Below are 17,382 nucleotides of genomic sequence, written 5' to 3'. Positions count from 1 at the left end.
GACATTTTACTCAAGATTAAGGCGATCCTATGAAACAAAAAGTGGTTAGCATTGGCGACATCAACGTAGCAAATGACCTGCCGTTCGTACTGTTTGGCGGTATGAACGTGCTGGAATCTCGCGATCTGGCGATGCGCATTTGCGAGCACTACGTAACCGTGACCCAGAAACTGGGTATCCCTTACGTGTTCAAAGCCTCTTTTGACAAAGCCAACCGCTCCTCCATCCACTCTTATCGTGGACCGGGCCTGGAAGAAGGGATGAAAATCTTCCAGGAGTTGAAGCAGACTTTTGGTGTGAAAATTATCACCGACGTTCACGAACCAAGTCAGGCACAGCCCGTTGCGGATGTCGTGGATGTGATTCAGTTGCCGGCGTTTCTTGCTCGCCAGACTGACCTGGTGGAAGCCATGGCGAAAACCGGTGCGGTAATTAACGTCAAGAAACCGCAGTTTGTCAGCCCGGGACAGATGGGTAATATCGTTGATAAATTTAAAGAAGGCGGCAACGAAAAAGTGATTCTTTGCGATCGCGGTGCTAACTTCGGCTATGACAACCTGGTTGTCGATATGCTGGGCTTCAGCATAATGAAGAAAGTGTCTGGTAATTCGCCGGTGATTTTCGACGTGACCCACGCACTGCAATGCCGCGATCCGTTTGGCGCAGCTTCCGGCGGTCGTCGTGCTCAGGTGGCTGAGTTGGCACGTGCCGGTATGGCGGTAGGTCTGGCGGGGCTGTTTATTGAAGCGCATCCGGATCCGGAACATGCGAAATGTGATGGTCCATCCGCGCTGCCGCTGGCTAAACTGGAACCGTTCCTCAAGCAGATGAAAGCGATTGATGACTTGGTGAAAGGTTTCGAAGAACTGGATACCAGCAAGTAATCTTTTTTGCCTGAAAACTAAAGCCTTAGCGTTCTGCGTTAAGGCTTTTTTCATGGGGGCCGGATACAAAAAGGGCCGCAGGCTGTTACCCCTGCGGCCGGTTTCGGGCGCATATTGCCATCACGGCAGCCTGACGCCCGTTTTCACCTTACTTCCGGTTACGCCACCAGCTGACAATCACTGCGGTAATAATCCCCGCCAGGATCGGTGCCGCCAGGTCGTGCCAGAAAATCATGGCAAACTGCGCGAGCGTCATATAGCCGCCTTGTTGTAATGACAACATTTTGCGGCTATTCTTGAATTGTTGATGGTTCAAGATTAGCCCCCGTTCTGTTGTCAGGTTTTACCTCTCAACGTGCGGGGGTTTTCTCTTTCCAGCAACCAATGCCACCAGGGATAAAGCCCCCGCAACATTGCGCCTCACCGGATAACGCCGGCTTGGTGTGGATATTACGTCTCAATTCATCTTCACTTCATCCCTGAAATGTTTGCAATAAAGAGTACATTCCGGCTTTTCAACAGCTGTTGCAGTGGTTTCGTGCAGGTTGTGGTACAGGCTCGCAATTCTGATTAACGACCTGTTCAGGTAGTATGAAGAAATACAATAAGCAGGAATTTATATTATCTCCCCCGATTTCTGTCATCAGAGGAGATATAACTGTCAGGTAAATATCGTCATCAAATAGGCGGCAAACAGTGCCAGATGCGCTGCGCCATTGAGCACGTTAGTTCGTCCGGTGGAGAAGGAGATATGGCACAGTACTAAAGAGGCCACCATCACCACCATTTCTGGCGCACCAAGTGCAAACTGCAATTCGTTACCCGTCATAAAGGCAATTAACGTGACGACAGGTACGGTAAGCGAAATGGTTGCTAACACTGAACCAAAGAACAGATTCATCGCGCGCTGGACCTGGTTATTCAACACTGCTTTTAACGCACCTAAACCTTCCGGCGACAGAATCAACAGAGCCACCAGGAAGCCAGTAAAGGCGACAGGCGCATTCATGCTGTCGAGCAATGTCTCCAGCGAGCTGGCGTTCATTTTGGTCACCGCAATAACGGCAATCAGATGGATAATCAACCAGATAGCATGCCACAGGCTGCTATGGGCAGACGGTTTACCGTGATGCGGGTCGTCATCATCACTGTCATCTTCGTGCTCGTAGACAAACAAACTTTGATGCGTTTTGGTCTGGATCAGCAAAAATACGCCATACATTGCCGCAGAAATTAATGCTACCAGTAACGCCTGACCGGTTGAAAAATTCGCCGCAGGCAGAGCCATTGGAAATACCAGTACGATTATCGCCAGGGGGAACAGCGCAATTAAATACTGCTTGATACCAAACAGATTCATATATTGGGTGGCAAACTTGCGTCCGCCCAACAATAATGAAAAGCCAACCAGCCCACCGGTAACAATCATAATGATTGAATAGAGCGTATCACGCATTAGCGTTGGCGCGGCGTCGCCGGTTGCCATTAAAGCTGAAATCAAACTGACTTCAAGAATAACCACTGAAAGGCTAAGAATAAGCGAACCGTAAGGTTCTCCCAGGCGATGGGCTAATACGTCCGCATGACGGACAACACTAAAGGCGCTACTTAAAATACCAATAAGAGCAAGAAGATTGATGCCAATGACCACTGGTAGTGTCTGGCTGCTTCCCCACAGGAACAGCACTACCAGCGCCAGAACCGGGAAAATAAGCGAAGTCTCCTTGTGGCGGGTTTTTACCGCCTCTTGAGCATTTGACATTATGGTTATCCCTTTGCAGATGAATTTATCGAAAATGTAAAAAATAGGTAGGAAAAATAACAGAAAGTGTCTGGATATCGGTAACATTTTACGAATTTTTACCCCACTGTCGATTTTTTACTCATCGGGCCATAAAAATAAGCAATGCGTTTAGACAATGTTTGTTTTAGCACTCCTTAAGAAGAGTCTGACATGAAAATTCTTATGTTTTGGCAAGAGTAGATATTGTTGACCACACTTAATGTTCAACTTTGTAAAAGGAGTCAACGATGCCGTATAAAACGAAAAGCGATCTGCCGGAAAGCGTAAAGCACGTTCTACCGTCTCATGCCCAGGATATCTATAAAGAAGCGTTCAACAGCGCATGGGATCAATATAAAGATAAAGAAGATCGGCGTGATGACGCCAGTCGCGAAGAAACCGCGCATAAAGTGGCCTGGGCTGCTGTGAAGCATGAATATGCCAAAGGGGATGATGATAAATGGCATAAAAAATCGTAAAACCGGTAGCTTAGTTAAAGCTATTCGTGCGGTGTTGCCTTGCAAGTGGTCCGTGGATTGCATATTGTCCCGTTAGTGGTTTCAAAATGAGCAGTAAAAATGTCCGGAAGACACCAAAAAGTTGTCGCAGGGAAGTATGCAGTGGCGGAGGTGTAAGGTGATAACGCGTGATTTCTTGATGAATGCCGATTGTAAAACGGCATTTGGTGCCATTGAAGAATCACTCTTATGGTCAGCAGAGCAACGGGCGGCTTCGCTGGCGGCGACGCTGGCTTGTCGACCTGATGAGGGACCGGTGTGGATCTTCGGTTATGGATCGTTGATGTGGAATCCGGCACTGGAGTTTACCGAGTCGTGCACCGGTACACTGGTTGGATGGCATCGCGCGTTTTGCCTGCGCCTGACCGCCGGGCGCGGGACTGCGCACCAGCCGGGACGGATGCTTGCACTGAAAGAGGGCGGACGCACCACAGGCGTCGCCTATCGACTGCCAGAAGAGACGCTGGAGCAGGAACTAACCCTGTTGTGGAAGCGCGAGATGATTACCGGCTGTTATCTGCCAACCTGGTGTCAGCTTGATCTTGATGATGGACGCACAGTAAACGCCATTGTGTTTATTATGGACCCGCGACATCCAGAATATGAATCTGACACTCGCGCTCAGGTCATCGCGCCGTTGATTGCGGCGGCGAGCGGTCCACTGGGAACCAACGCACAATACCTGTTTTCACTGGAACAGGAGCTTATCAAACTGGGAATGCAGGACGATGGGCTGAATGATTTGCTGGTATCGGTAAAAAAACTGCTGGCGGAGAATTATCCGGATGGTGTGTTACGGCCGGGACTCGCCTGAGTAAACTTCCCTCATAGTGGGGCGTCAGACGCCCCCTCAAACATTAAAATGTGAGCACTTTATCGGCTGACAGCGTCCATTGCGCCAGTTCCACAAGCGTACCGATTTCCACCCCATCAATCAGAGGAAGTGTGCTAATCCCGCGTCCGTCAGTACAGGTTTTGCACAATTTCACCGGTACATTCTGAGCGGTAAGGATCTCCAGCATTTGCTGAATGTTGTAGCCTTCCCCTGGTTTTTGCCCGCGCAACCCGGCTGTGACCGCATCAGACATCAGGAACAGACGCAGATCCAGATTGCTCTCCTGCTCTCGTAACGCAATGGCCAGCCGCAAGCTGTTAAACAAGGATTCGCTCCCGTAAGGTGCGCCATTGGCAACGATCACGATTTTTTGCATTATTTACTCCTGTATTCAGGGAATTAGACACTCATCTTCTATCTTACTGCTTCTGCAGCGTCTGACCAATCGGTCACATTTTTAAGGATTTTCCTGAAAGCGCGAGAAAATACGACAAAAGTTGCCAGTAATCGTTATTCTTTAGGGCTATGGTTTTTCATTTTTTACCGGAAGTTACCGACGTTTTGAGCCGTTTCGTTCCTCGCATTATTCCGTTTTATTTACTCTTGCTGGCGGCAGGCGGTACAGCTAACGCACAATCTACCTTCGAGCAAAAAGCGGCAAATCCCTTTGATAATAACAATGATGGTCTGCCGGATTTAGGCATGGCACCTGAAAATCATGATGGGGAAAAACACTTTGCTGAAATTGTGAAAGATTTCGGCGAAACCAGTATGAATGATAACGGGCTGGATACTGGCGAGCAGGCAAAAGCTTTCGCATTGGGAAAAGTCCGCGACGCGTTTAGTCAACAGGTTAATCAGCACGTAGAGTCGTGGCTATCAGCGTGGGGAAATGCCAGTGTTGACGTCAAAGTGGATAACGAAGGACATTTCACCGGCAGTCGTGGAAGCTGGTTTGTGCCGTTACAAGATAATGATCGTTATCTCACCTGGAGCCAGCTTGGTCTTACTCAGCAGGATGATGGGCTGGTGAGCAATGTGGGCGTTGGGCAACGCTGGGCGCGCGGCAGCTGGCTGGTGGGTTATAACACTTTTTATGACAACTTGCTGGACGAAAATCTTCAGCGAGCGGGCTTCGGTGCCGAAGCGTGGGGCGAATATTTGCGACTATCGGCAAACTTTTATCAGCCGTTTGCTGCATGGCATGAACAGACAGCCACGCAGGAACAACGGATGGCGCGCGGGTACGACCTGACAGCCCGGATGCGCATGCCGTTCTATCAACACTTCAATACCAGTGTCAGCGTAGAACAGTATTTTGGTGATCGTGTCGATTTGTTTAACTCTGGTACGGGTTATCACAATCCCGTCGCGTTGAGTCTGGGATTAAATTACACCCCTGTGCCCTTAGTCACTGTGACGGCCCAGCATAAACAGGGTGAAAGTGGCGAGAATCAAAATAACCTCGGGCTGAATCTTAACTACCGCTTTGGTGTACCGCTCAAAAAACAACTTTCTGCGGGCGAGGTTGTCGAAAGTCAGTCGTTACGTGGTAGTCGCTATGACAATCCGCAGCGAAATAATCTTCCGACTCTTGAGTACCGACAGCGAAAAACGTTAACGGTGTTTCTGGCGACACCGCCGTGGGATCTAAAACCTGGCGAAACAGTGCCGCTGAAATTACAAATCCGCAGTCGTTACGGTATTCGGCAACTGATTTGGCAGGGCGATACGCAGATATTAAGTTTGACGCCGGGCGCACAAGCCAACAGTGAGGAGGGCTGGACGCTGATCATGCCTGACTGGCAAAACGGGGAAGGCGCAAGCAATCACTGGCGATTGTCAGTGGTGGTGGAAGATAACCAGGGGCAGCGTGTCTCCTCCAATGAGATCACGCTAACGCTTGTCGAACCGTTCGACGCATTGTCAAACGACGAACTGCGCTGGGAACCGTAATCAGAAAATGCGCTCCTGATGCACCCATACCGCAGCTTCCACGCGAGACTTTAGCTTCATTTTCTTCAGCATGTGCTTGACGTGAACTTTTACTGTGCTTTCGGTGATGTCCAGGCGGCGGGCAATCATCTTGTTCGGCAAACCCTGGGCAATCAGCTTGAGAATATCGCGCTCGCGTGGGGTTAACTGGTTAACATCGCGCTCAGTAGTGGCACGGTTAGCGCGCAAGCTGGCGGCCAGAACAGGCGTTAATGCTTCGCTCAATACCATTTCGCCAGCAGCTGCCTGATGTAACGCTTTCAGCAGATCTTCCGGTTCCATATCTTTTAACAGATAGCCATCCGCGCCGCGTTTCAGTGCGGTGACCACATCTTCTTCATGGTTAGAGACGCTGAATACCACAATGCGACCGGAGAGGGACTTTTCGCGCAGTTTATCCAGCGTTTCCAGACCGTTCATGCCGGGCATATTGAGATCTAACAGGATCAGATCGGGATCAAGAGACTCCGCCAGTTCAATACCCTGTTCGCCATTACTCGCTTCGCCAACCACAGTGATATCTGGTGCCATACTGATAAGCTGTTTTACGCCAGTTCGCAACATCGGGTGATCGTCGATCAGCAGGATAGTAGCCGGTTCCTGATTACTCATGGGTATCTCCTTGGACGTCTGTGAAAGTTTTTTCGGGAATAAAGGTGACCACCACTTCGGTGCCACCTGATTCACGACGGCGGACGCGGCAATCGCCTCGTAAACTTTGCGCACGGTCGCGCATTATTATCATGCCGTAGTGATTGCTGCGGATGGCATTTTCAGGCACGCCGCAGCCGTTATCCTGGACGGTCAGTTTGACCTGATTATCGTTTTGCGCCACCGTCACCACGACCTCACTCGCTTGCGAATGTTTGAGGGCGTTACTTAATGCCTCACGGGCAATTTGCAACAAGTGGATTGCCTGATGCGAAGGCACCAGACGAGGCGGCAATTGATAATCCAGCTTCACCGGGAAGCCAAATTTGGCGCTGTACTCTTCGCAACTCGCCTCCAGCGCCGGACGTAATCCAGGCTCGGTGAGCTGCAAACGGAATGTGGTGAGCAATTCACGCAACTGCACCCAGGATGCATTCAGTTCGTTACGGATCTGACTTAACAGTTCGCGGCTGCTTTCTGGCAGCGCATCGCCCTGCATCTGTAAGCAACTCACCTGCATCTTCATGCAAGAGAGAGATTGGGCAATAGAATCATGCAGTTCGCGCGCAATGGTGGCACGCTCTTCCATCACGATCAACTGTTGCTGACGTTCCTGATGGCGATCCAGCGCCAGCGTGGCGGTGAGTTGTTCAACCAGGGTATCCACCAGTTGTTGTTGATCATGGCTAAGATGACGCCCCTGCGGCAGGGTCGCCAGCAAAATACCGTACTGCGTATGAGTGTCAGCCAGCCGCCACTTCAGGGTTGTGCCGCGATCGCCAACGGGTAATACGCCGCGCGGGCAGAGCTGGCAGCCTTTATCATCACAAGTCATATCTGGCTGGCAGGTAAACTCCTGATGATTCTCTTCATCATCAGTGTCATACACCCGCAGTTCGATATCACGTAGCAGGGTTAAATTCTGTAATCCGTTGAGTACAGGTGACAGGCGTTCACACAGCGGGGCGCGGGAATGCAATCGGCGGTTGGCCTGCCATAAAAAAGAGAGGATCTGATTTTTATGCTCCAGCCCGGCGGTTTTCTCCTGAACCCGCTGCTCAAGTACGGCATAACTTTCGGCCAGTTCTGCAGACATATTGTTCAACGCAGTTCCAAGCATCGCCATTTCGTTGCGCCCGCTGATGTTTGCGCGTTGGGTAAAATCGCGATGGCTGACGGCACTCGCCATTGCCAGCAGTTGCCGCCACGGTTGTAGCAATCTCGCCCGCAACCAGATAATAGTGAATACCAGTAAAAGTGCCATAAATACCGCCATTACCCGATGGACCAGCACCACTGTCTCAATGCGCATTTCCGTGGTGCGATCAAAACCAGATACCAGCTGATCAAGCCCGGCAACAAACTGGCTGACATCCGCTGACACCGTTTCGCGGTTTTGTGCACGCATCAGCGCAGGGATCAGTTCATTACGCCAGTAATCTTGTAAACCCTGTAATTGCGCCAGTTGTCCGTCTCGTTCCGCTGCTCGAGTCAACTCGGCGCTAAATGCCGTTTGTTCCATTTCTTTAATTAAGGGCTTGTCTTTCTCGCTTAATGGCACTGCCGCCAACAGACGGTAACTTTGCATGCGCAGCGATCCCGCTTTGTTGATCGCATGGGCGCTGCCCTGAACGCCTTGCACCAGCCAGCCAGAAACTGCCATCCCTGCCAGTCCAATAGCAGTAGAAAGCAACACAATAAGCGCAACCTGATTAACCAGGGTGAGCGGAGAGAGACAACGTTTAAGCATGTAAACCTCTTCCTTCAGGCTTTAAATGAGCAATAACCTTAATGAATGTGACGATACATTCTGGAATGGCAGTATTCTCGGCTATTGGCTGAAGTATACCCATACCCGGAAAGAGTTACTCCTTATTTGCCGCGTGGTTAGTCGCTTTACATCGGTAAGGGTAGGGATTTTACAGCACCGTGAAAAATCTCATAATTTTTATGAAATCACTGTACTCACTATGGGTAATGATAAATATCAATGATAGATAAAGTTATCTTATCGTTTGATTTACATCAAATTGCCTTTAGCTACAGACACTAAGGTGGCAGACATCGAAACGAGTATCAGAGGTGTCTATGAGTCACTCATCCGCCCCCGAAAGGGCTACTGGAGCTGTCATTACAGATTGGCGACCGGAAGATCCTGCGTTCTGGCAACAACGCGGTCAACGTATTGCCAGCCGCAACCTGTGGATTTCCGTTCCCTGTCTGCTGCTGGCGTTTTGCGTATGGATGTTGTTCAGCGCTGTTGCGGTGAACTTACCGAAAGTCGGTTTTAATTTTACGACCGATCAGCTATTTATGTTGACTGCGCTGCCTTCGGTTTCTGGCGCGTTATTACGTGTTCCATACTCCTTTATGGTTCCTATCTTCGGTGGTCGTCGCTGGACGGCGTTCAGCACCGGTATTCTGATTATTCCTTGCGTCTGGCTGGGTTTTGCCGTGCAGGATACCTCCACGCCTTATAGCGTCTTCATCATCATTTCTCTGCTGTGCGGCTTTGCTGGCGCGAACTTCGCATCCAGTATGGCAAACATCAGCTTCTTCTTTCCGAAACAGAAGCAGGGTGGCGCGCTGGGTCTGAATGGTGGTCTGGGCAACATGGGCGTCAGCGTCATGCAGTTGGTTGCTCCGCTGGTGGTATCACTGTCGATTTTCGCAGTATTTGGTAGCCAGGGCGTCAAACAGCCGGATGGGACTGAGCTGTATCTGGCGAATGCGTCCTGGATATGGGTGCCGTTCCTTGCCATCTTCACCATTGCGGCGTGGTTTGGCATGAACGATCTTGCTACCTCGAAAGCCTCCATCAAGGAGCAGTTGCCGGTACTCAAACGGGGTCATCTGTGGATTATGAGCCTGCTGTATCTGGCAACCTTCGGCTCCTTCATCGGCTTCTCCGCGGGCTTTGCGATGCTGTCAAAAACGCAGTTCCCGGATGTTCAGATTCTGCAATACGCTTTCTTCGGGCCGTTTATTGGTGCGCTGGCGCGTTCTGCAGGTGGTGCATTATCTGACCGTCTGGGCGGAACTCGTGTCACGCTGGTGAACTTTATCCTGATGGCGATTTTCAGCGGCCTGCTGTTCCTGACCTTACCGACTGACGGACAGGGCGGAAGCTTCATGGCGTTCTTCGCAGTCTTCCTGGCGCTGTTCCTGACCGCTGGGCTGGGTAGTGGTTCCACTTTCCAGATGATTTCCGTGATCTTCCGTAAACTGACAATGGATCGTGTGAAAGCAGAAGGGGGTTCTGACGAACGTGCGATGCGTGAAGCGGCAACCGACACGGCGGCGGCGCTGGGTTTCATCTCTGCGATTGGCGCGATTGGTGGCTTCTTTATCCCGAAAGCGTTTGGTAGCTCGCTGGCATTAACGGGTTCGCCAGTCGGCGCAATGAAAGTATTTTTGATTTTCTATATCGCCTGCGTGGTGATTACCTGGGCGGTATATGGTCGGCATTCTAAAAAATAAATCGTAATATTTGATTATCCTTTGCGCGGCATGATGTCGCGCTTTTTTTATGCGTCATTTAGTTACAACATACTAATGTTGTATGGCTTATTTCGCTGGATTTCATTAAGAGTCATTAATATGTTACCCATGGGGAATACTCCTTAATACCCATCTGCATAAAAATCTTAATGGTTTAAATAACCACAGGTGTAAAACGTCTTAATTTACAGTCTGTTATGCTATAAATGTTAATTATCCTAAAGGGGTATTCCAGGAATTTACTTTATTTTTCATCCCCATCACTCTTGATCGTTATCAATTCCCACGCTGTTTCAGAGCGTTACCTTGCCCTTAAACATTAGCAATGTCGATTTATCAGAGGGCCGACAGGCTCCCACAGGAGAAAACCGATGAGTAAATTCCTGGACCGGTTTCGCTACTTCAAACAGAAGGGTGAAACCTTTGCCGATGGGCATGGCCAGCTTCTCAATACCAACCGTGACTGGGAGGATGGATATCGCCAGCGTTGGCAGCATGACAAAATCGTCCGCTCTACCCACGGGGTAAACTGCACCGGCTCCTGCAGCTGGAAAATCTACGTCAAAAACGGTCTGGTCACCTGGGAAACCCAGCAGACTGACTATCCGCGAACTCGCCCGGACCTGCCAAACCATGAACCTCGCGGCTGCCCGCGCGGTGCCAGCTACTCCTGGTATCTTTACAGCGCTAACCGCCTGAAATACCCGATGATGCGCAAACGCCTGATGAAAATGTGGCGTGAAGCGAAGGCGCTGCATAGCGATCCGGTTGAGGCATGGGCTTCTATCATTGAAGACGCCGATAAAGCGAAAAGCTTTAAGCAGGCGCGTGGACGCGGTGGTTTTGTTCGTTCTTCCTGGCAGGAAGTGAACGAACTGATCGCCGCATCTAACGTTTACACCATCAAAAATTACGGTCCGGACCGTGTCGCTGGCTTCTCGCCAATTCCGGCAATGTCGATGGTTTCTTACGCATCGGGTGCGCGCTATCTCTCGCTGATTGGCGGTACTTGCTTAAGCTTCTACGACTGGTACTGCGACCTGCCTCCTGCGTCTCCGCAAACCTGGGGTGAGCAAACTGACGTACCGGAATCTGCTGACTGGTACAACTCCAGCTACATCATCGCCTGGGGTTCAAACGTGCCGCAGACGCGTACCCCGGATGCTCACTTCTTTACTGAAGTGCGTTACAAAGGAACCAAAACTGTTGCCGTCACACCAGACTACGCTGAAATCGCCAAACTGTGCGATCTGTGGCTGGCACCGAAACAGGGCACCGATGCGGCAATGGCGCTGGCGATGGGCCACGTAATGCTGCGTGAATTCCACCTCGACAACCCAAGCCAGTATTTCACCGACTATGTGCGTCGCTACACCGACATGCCGATGCTGGTGATGCTGGAAGAGCGCGACGGTTACTACGCTGCGGGTCGTATGCTGCGCGCTGCCGATCTGGTGGATGCGCTGGGCCAGGAAAACAATCCGGAATGGAAAACTGTCGCCTTTAATACCAATGGCGAAATGGTTGCGCCGAACGGTTCTATTGGCTTCCGCTGGGGCGAGAAGGGCAAATGGAATCTTGAGCAGCGCGACGGCAAAACTGGCGAAGAAACCGAGCTGCAACTGAGCCTGCTGGGTAGCCAGGATGAGATCGCTGAGGTGGGCTTCCCGTACTTTGGTGGCGACGGCACGGAACACTTCAACAAAGTGGAACTGGAAAACGTGCTGCTGCACAAGCTGCCGGTGAAACGCTTGCAACTGGCTGATGGCAGCACCGCCCTGGTGACCACCGTTTATGATCTGACGCTGGCAAACTATGGTCTGGAACGTGGCCTGAACGACGTTAACTGTGCAACCAGCTATGACGATGTGAAAGCTTACACCCCTGCCTGGGCAGAGCAGATTACCGGCGTTTCTCGCAGCCAGATTATTCGCATCGCCCGTGAATTTGCCGATAACGCTGATAAAACGCACGGTCGTTCGATGATTATCGTCGGTGCGGGACTGAACCACTGGTATCACCTCGATATGAACTATCGTGGTCTGATCAACATGCTGATTTTCTGCGGCTGTGTCGGTCAGAGCGGGGGGGGCTGGGCGCACTATGTAGGTCAGGAAAAACTGCGTCCGCAAACCGGCTGGCAGCCGCTGGCGTTTGCTCTTGACTGGCAGCGTCCGGCGCGTCACATGAACAGCACCTCTTATTTCTATAACCACTCCAGCCAGTGGCGTTATGAAACCGTGACCGCAGACGAGTTGCTGTCGCCGATGGCGGATAAATCCCGTTATACCGGACACCTGATCGACTTTAACGTCCGTGCGGAACGCATGGGCTGGCTGCCGTCTGCGCCGCAGTTAGGCACTAACCCGCTGACTATCGCTCGCGAAGCAGAAAAAGCCGGGATGAATCCGGTGGACTATACGGTGAAATCCCTGAAAGAGGGTTCTATCCGTTTCGCTGCGGAACAGCCGGAAAACGGTAAAAACCACCCGCGTAATCTGTTCATCTGGCGTTCTAACCTGCTCGGTTCTTCCGGTAAAGGTCATGAGTTTATGCTCAAGTACCTGCTGGGGACGGAGCACGGTATCCAGGGCAAAGACCTGGGGCAGCAGGGCGGCGTGAAGCCGGAAGAAGTGGACTGGCAGGACAACGGTCTGGAAGGCAAGCTGGATCTGGTGGTGACGCTGGACTTCCGTCTGTCGAGCACCTGTCTCTATTCCGACATCATTTTGCCGACGGCGACCTGGTACGAAAAAGACGACATGAATACTTCGGATATGCATCCGTTTATTCACCCGCTGTCTGCGGCGGTCGATCCGGCCTGGGAAGCGAAAAGCGACTGGGAAATCTACAAAGCCATCGCGAAGAAATTCTCCGAAGTGTGCGTCGGCCATCTGGGTAAAGAAACCGACATCGTCACGCTGCCTATCCAGCACGACTCTGCCGCTGAACTGGCGCAGCCGCTGGATGTGAAAGACTGGAAAAAAGGCGAATGCGACCTGATCCCAGGCAAAACTGCACCGCACATTATGGTCGTAGAGCGCGATTATCCGGCAACTTACGAACGCTTTACCTCTATCGGCCCGCTGATGGAGAAAATCGGTAACGGCGGTAAAGGGATTGCCTGGAACACCCAGAGCGAGATGGATCTGCTGCGTAAGCTCAATTACACCAAAGCAGAAGGTCCGGCGAAAGGCCAGCCGATGCTGAACACCGCAATTGATGCGGCAGAGATGATCCTGACACTGGCACCGGAAACCAACGGTCAGGTAGCCGTGAAAGCCTGGGCTGCCCTGAGCGAATTTACCGGTCGTGACCATACGCATCTGGCGCTGAATAAAGAAGACGAGAAGATCCGCTTCCGCGATATTCAGGCACAGCCGCGCAAAATTATCTCCAGCCCGACCTGGTCTGGTCTGGAAGATGAACACGTTTCTTACAACGCCGGTTACACCAACGTTCACGAGCTGATCCCATGGCGTACGCTCTCTGGTCGTCAGCAACTGTATCAGGATCACCAGTGGATGCGTGATTTCGGTGAAAGCCTGCTGGTTTATCGTCCGCCGATCGACACCCGTTCGGTGAAAGAAGTGATGGGGCAGAAATCCAACGGCAACCCGGAAAAAGCGCTCAACTTCCTGACGCCGCACCAGAAGTGGGGTATCCACTCCACCTACAGCGACAACCTGCTGATGCTGACTTTAGGTCGCGGTGGTCCGGTGGTCTGGCTGAGTGAAGCCGATGCCAAAGATCTGGGCATTGCTGATAACGACTGGATTGAAGTCTTCAACAGCAACGGTGCTCTGACTGCCCGTGCGGTTGTCAGCCAGCGTGTTCCGGCAGGGATGACCATGATGTACCACGCGCAGGAACGTATCGTTAACCTGCCTGGTTCGGAAATTACCCAACAGCGTGGTGGTATCCATAACTCGGTCACCCGTATCACGCCGAAACCGACGCATATGATCGGCGGCTATGCCCATCTGGCATACGGCTTTAACTACTACGGCACCGTAGGTTCTAACCGCGATGAGTTTGTTGTAGTGCGTAAGATGAAGAACATTGACTGGTTAGATGGCGAAGGCAATGACCAGGTACAGGAGAGCGTAAAATGAAAATTCGTTCACAAGTCGGCATGGTGCTGAATCTCGATAAGTGCATCGGCTGCCACACCTGTTCAGTTACCTGTAAAAACGTCTGGACCAGCCGCGAAGGCGTGGAATACGCGTGGTTCAACAACGTGGAAACCAAGCCGGGCCAGGGCTTCCCGACTGACTGGGAAAACCAGGAAAAATACAAAGGCGGCTGGATCCGTAAAATCAACGGCAAACTGCAGCCGCGCATGGGTAACCGCGCCATGCTGCTGGGTAAAATCTTCGCTAACCCGCATCTGCCGGGGATCGACGATTATTACGAACCGTTCGATTTTGACTATCAGAACCTGCATACCGCGCCGGAAGGCAGCAAGTCGCAGCCGATTGCCCGTCCGCGTTCGCTGATTACCGGCGAACGGATGGCGAAAATCGAAAAAGGGCCGAACTGGGAAGATGACCTGGGCGGTGAGTTCGACAAGCTGGCGAAAGACAAGAACTTCGACAACATCCAGAAGGCGATGTATAGCCAGTTCGAAAACACCTTCATGATGTATTTGCCGCGCCTGTGCGAACACTGCCTGAACCCGGCATGTGTGGCGACCTGCCCGAGCGGTGCGATTTACAAGCGTGAAGAAGATGGCATCGTCCTGATCGACCAGGATAAATGCCGTGGCTGGCGTATGTGCATCACCGGATGCCCGTACAAAAAAATCTATTTCAACTGGAAGAGCGGTAAGTCTGAGAAGTGCATCTTCTGCTATCCGCGTATTGAAGCGGGTCAGCCGACCGTGTGCTCAGAAACCTGTGTCGGTCGTATCCGTTATCTCGGCGTGCTGTTGTACGATGCCGACGCTATTGAACGTGCAGCCAGCACTGAGAACGAGAAAGATCTTTACCAGCGTCAGCTGGACGTGTTCCTCGATCCGAACGATCCGAAAGTCATCGAGCAGGCGATTAAAGACGGTATTCCGCTGAGCGTTATTGAAGCCGCACAGCAGTCGCCGGTTTATAAAATGGCAATGGAATGGAAACTAGCGCTGCCGCTGCATCCGGAATATCGCACACTGCCGATGGTCTGGTACGTGCCGCCTCTGTCGCCGATTCAGTCTGCGGCAGACGCGGGTGAACTGGGCAGCAACGGCATTCTGCCAGACGTCGAAAGCCTGCGTATTCCGGTACAGTATCTGGCGAATCTGCTGACCGCCGGTGATACCAAACCGGTACTGCGCGCGCTGAAACGTATGCTGGCGATGCGTCATTACAAACGTGCTGAAACCGTTGACGGTAAAGTCGATACCCGTGCGCTGGAAGAGGTCGGTCTGACCGAAGCCCAGGCACAGGAGATGTATCGTTATCTGGCTATTGCCAACTACGAAGATCGCTTTGTGGTGCCGAGCAGTCATCGTGAACTGGCGCGGGAAGCCTTCCCGGAGAAAAATGGCTGCGGCTTTACCTTTGGTGATGGCTGCCACGGTTCAGATACCAAATTCAATCTGTTCAACAGCCGCCGTATCGATGCCATCGACGTAACCAGCAAAACGGAGCCGCACCCATGATCGAACTCGTGATTGTATCGCGTCTCCTTGAATATCCGGATGCTGCCTTATGGCAGCATCAACAAGAGATGTTTGAGGCGATTGCCGCGTCGAAAAATCTGCCAAAAGAGGATGCCCATGCGCTGGGCATTTTCCTGCGCGATTTAACGACGATGGATCCGCTCGATGCCCAGGCGCAGTACAGCGAACTGTTCGACCGTGGCCGCGCCACGTCACTGTTGCTATTTGAACATGTTCACGGTGAATCCCGTGACCGCGGCCAGGCGATGGTGGATCTGCTGGCGCAGTACGAGCAGCACGGCTTGCAGTTAAACAGCCGCGAATTGCCCGACCATCTGCCGCTGTATCTGGAGTACCTGGCGCAGCTGCCGCAAAGCGAAGCCGTGGAGGGTTTGAAAGATATTGCGCCGATTCTGGCATTGCTGAGCGCGCGTCTGCAACAGCGTGAAAGCCGTTATGCCGTGCTGTTTGATCTGCTGCTGAAACTGGCGAATACCGCCATCGACAGCGACAAAGTGGCGGAAAAAATTGCCGATGAAGCGCGCGACGATACGCCGCAGGCGCTGGATGCAGTCTGGGAAGAAGAGCAGGTTAAATTCTTTGCTGAAAAAGGCTGCGGTGATTCAGCAATCACTGCTCATCAGCGTCGCTTTGCCGGTGCCGTCGCGCCGCAATATCTGAATATCACCACCGGAGGACAGCACTAATGCAATTCCTGAATATGTTCTTCTTTGATATCTACCCGTACATAGCCGGGGCGGTCTTCCTGATTGGTAGCTGGCTGCGTTATGACTACGGGCAGTACACCTGGCGCGCGGCGTCCAGCCAGATGCTGGATCGCAAAGGGATGAACCTGGCGTCGAACCTGTTCCATATCGGTATTCTGGGGATTTTTGTTGGTCACTTCTTCGGTATGCTGACGCCGCACTGGATGTATGAAGCCTGGCTGCCGATTGAAGTGAAACAGAAAATGGCGATGTTTGCTGGTGGTGCCAGCGGTGTGCTGTGTCTGATTGGCGGCGTGCTGTTGCTGAAGCGTCGTCTGTTCAGCCCACGCGTGCGTGCAACCACTACCGGAGCGGATATCCTGATCCTGTCGCTGCTCGTTATCCAGTGCGCGCTGGGCTTGCTGACCATTCCGTTCTCAGCCCAGCATATGGACGGTAGCGAGATGATGAAACTGGTTGGCTGGGCGCAGTCGGTAGTGACCTTCCACGGTGGTGCTTCTCAACACCTTGATGGTGTGGCATTTATCTTCCGTCTGCACCTGGTGTTGGGGATGACGTTATTCCTGCTGTTCCCGTTCTCGCGTCTGGTGCACATCTGGAGCGTACCGGTGGAGTATCTGACACGTAAGTATCAGCTGGTGCGCGCCCGTCACTAAGCGAATTTTAGTTCACATAGACCCTGCTTCGGCGGGGTTTTTTTATGGGCACGGTGCGGGGTGAGTTGTCGGATGCGCTTCGCTTATCCGAACTTCAGGGGAGGATATTTTAGGTCCGGTAAACGCGGTGCCATCGGGCAGAATTAGCTCGGAGTAACAGGTTTTGAGTATTTCAGGAAGT

Annotated in this window: 14 protein-coding genes; 9 read left to right on the top strand and 5 right to left on the bottom strand. The window is 52.0% G+C overall.

What is annotated here, in order from left to right:
- The first annotated feature begins 29 nt into the window (after positions 1-29).
- Entirely contained in the window at positions 30-884 is an 855-nt protein-coding gene (gene kdsA / locus ACJHWT_RS10925) for a 3-deoxy-8-phosphooctulonate synthase (protein WP_000811065.1), read from the top strand.
- A 148-nt stretch (positions 885-1,032) separates the two neighbouring features.
- On the opposite strand, the gene ACJHWT_RS10920 is transcribed toward kdsA, so the two are convergent.
- Positions 1,033-1,140 carry a type I toxin-antitoxin system toxin Ldr family protein gene (locus ACJHWT_RS10920; protein ID WP_000170956.1) on the bottom strand — a complete coding sequence of 36 codons (108 nt, stop codon included), beginning with the start codon at positions 1,138-1,140 and terminating at the stop codon, positions 1,033-1,035.
- Positions 1,141-1,545: 405 nt separating this feature from the next.
- The gene (chaA, locus tag ACJHWT_RS10915) at positions 1,546-2,646 is read right to left on the bottom strand and encodes a sodium-potassium/proton antiporter ChaA (RefSeq protein WP_410232331.1); all 1,101 of its coding nucleotides are present in this window, start codon (positions 2,644-2,646) and stop codon (positions 1,546-1,548) included.
- 269 nt (positions 2,647-2,915) lie between these two features.
- Here chaA and chaB point away from each other — a divergent pair, with 269 nt between their 5' ends.
- Both chaB and chaC read left to right on the top strand, forming a co-directional pair.
- Positions 2,916-3,146, top strand: coding sequence for a putative cation transport regulator ChaB (gene chaB, locus ACJHWT_RS10910; protein WP_001146444.1), 231 nt, complete (start codon positions 2,916-2,918; stop codon positions 3,144-3,146).
- A gap of 157 nt (positions 3,147-3,303) precedes the next feature.
- A complete protein-coding gene (gene chaC, locus ACJHWT_RS10905) occupies positions 3,304-3,999 on the top strand; it encodes a glutathione-specific gamma-glutamylcyclotransferase (RefSeq protein WP_001317784.1) in 696 nt (231 codons plus the stop codon).
- Positions 4,000-4,042: 43 nt separating this feature from the next.
- Here the strand turns inward: chaC and ychN are convergent, their stop codons facing one another.
- On the bottom strand, positions 4,043-4,396 hold the full coding sequence (gene ychN / locus ACJHWT_RS10900; protein ID WP_001169669.1) for a DsrE/F sulfur relay family protein YchN: 354 nt from the start codon (positions 4,394-4,396) through the stop codon (positions 4,043-4,045).
- Between the two features lie 185 nt (positions 4,397-4,581).
- Here ychN and ychO point away from each other — a divergent pair, with 185 nt between their 5' ends.
- Positions 4,582-5,976 (top strand): inverse autotransporter invasin YchO, encoded by a 1,395-nt coding sequence (gene ychO / locus ACJHWT_RS10895; RefSeq protein ID WP_024186174.1) that lies wholly within the window; start codon positions 4,582-4,584, stop codon positions 5,974-5,976.
- On the opposite strand, the gene narL is transcribed toward ychO, so the two are convergent.
- Positions 5,977-6,627: a two-component system response regulator NarL gene (gene narL / locus ACJHWT_RS10890; protein ID WP_000070491.1), complete on the bottom strand. Its 651-nt coding sequence runs from the start codon at positions 6,625-6,627 to the stop codon at positions 5,977-5,979. It lies immediately after the preceding gene.
- Complete coding sequence (gene narX, locus ACJHWT_RS10885; RefSeq protein ID WP_000918078.1) at positions 6,620-8,416, bottom strand: nitrate/nitrite two-component system sensor histidine kinase NarX; 1,797 nt, start codon at positions 8,414-8,416, stop codon at positions 6,620-6,622. The genes narL and narX overlap by 8 nt, the downstream gene beginning before the upstream one ends.
- Before the next feature lie 338 nt (positions 8,417-8,754).
- Here narX and narK point away from each other — a divergent pair, with 338 nt between their 5' ends.
- The 5 genes from narK (at position 8,755) to narI (ending at position 17,201) form a co-directional block, all read left to right on the top strand.
- On the top strand, positions 8,755-10,146 hold the full coding sequence (gene narK / locus ACJHWT_RS10880) for a nitrate transporter NarK (protein ID WP_000019827.1): 1,392 nt from the start codon (positions 8,755-8,757) through the stop codon (positions 10,144-10,146).
- A 392-nt stretch (positions 10,147-10,538) separates the two neighbouring features.
- Entirely contained in the window at positions 10,539-14,282 is a 3,744-nt protein-coding gene (locus ACJHWT_RS10875; protein WP_000032919.1) for a nitrate reductase subunit alpha, read from the top strand.
- A complete protein-coding gene (gene narH, locus ACJHWT_RS10870; RefSeq protein WP_000702650.1) occupies positions 14,279-15,817 on the top strand; it encodes a nitrate reductase subunit beta in 1,539 nt (512 codons plus the stop codon). The genes ACJHWT_RS10875 and narH overlap by 4 nt, the downstream gene beginning before the upstream one ends.
- Positions 15,814-16,524, top strand: a complete 711-nt coding sequence (narJ, locus tag ACJHWT_RS10865; RefSeq protein ID WP_000571684.1) for a nitrate reductase molybdenum cofactor assembly chaperone — start codon at positions 15,814-15,816, stop codon at positions 16,522-16,524. The genes narH and narJ overlap by 4 nt, the downstream gene beginning before the upstream one ends.
- On the top strand, positions 16,524-17,201 hold the full coding sequence (gene narI, locus ACJHWT_RS10860) for a respiratory nitrate reductase subunit gamma (RefSeq protein ID WP_001160110.1): 678 nt from the start codon (positions 16,524-16,526) through the stop codon (positions 17,199-17,201). The genes narJ and narI overlap by 1 nt, the downstream gene beginning before the upstream one ends.
- Positions 17,202-17,382: the final 181 nt, after the last annotated feature.

Origin of the sequence: Escherichia sp. WS338 (assembly GCF_046486405.1) — a bacterium.
GTDB lineage: Bacteria > Pseudomonadota > Gammaproteobacteria > Enterobacterales > Enterobacteriaceae > Escherichia > Escherichia coli.
The sequence above is the reverse complement of the archived record's forward strand: the minus strand, read 5'-3'. Positions and strand labels throughout refer to the sequence as shown.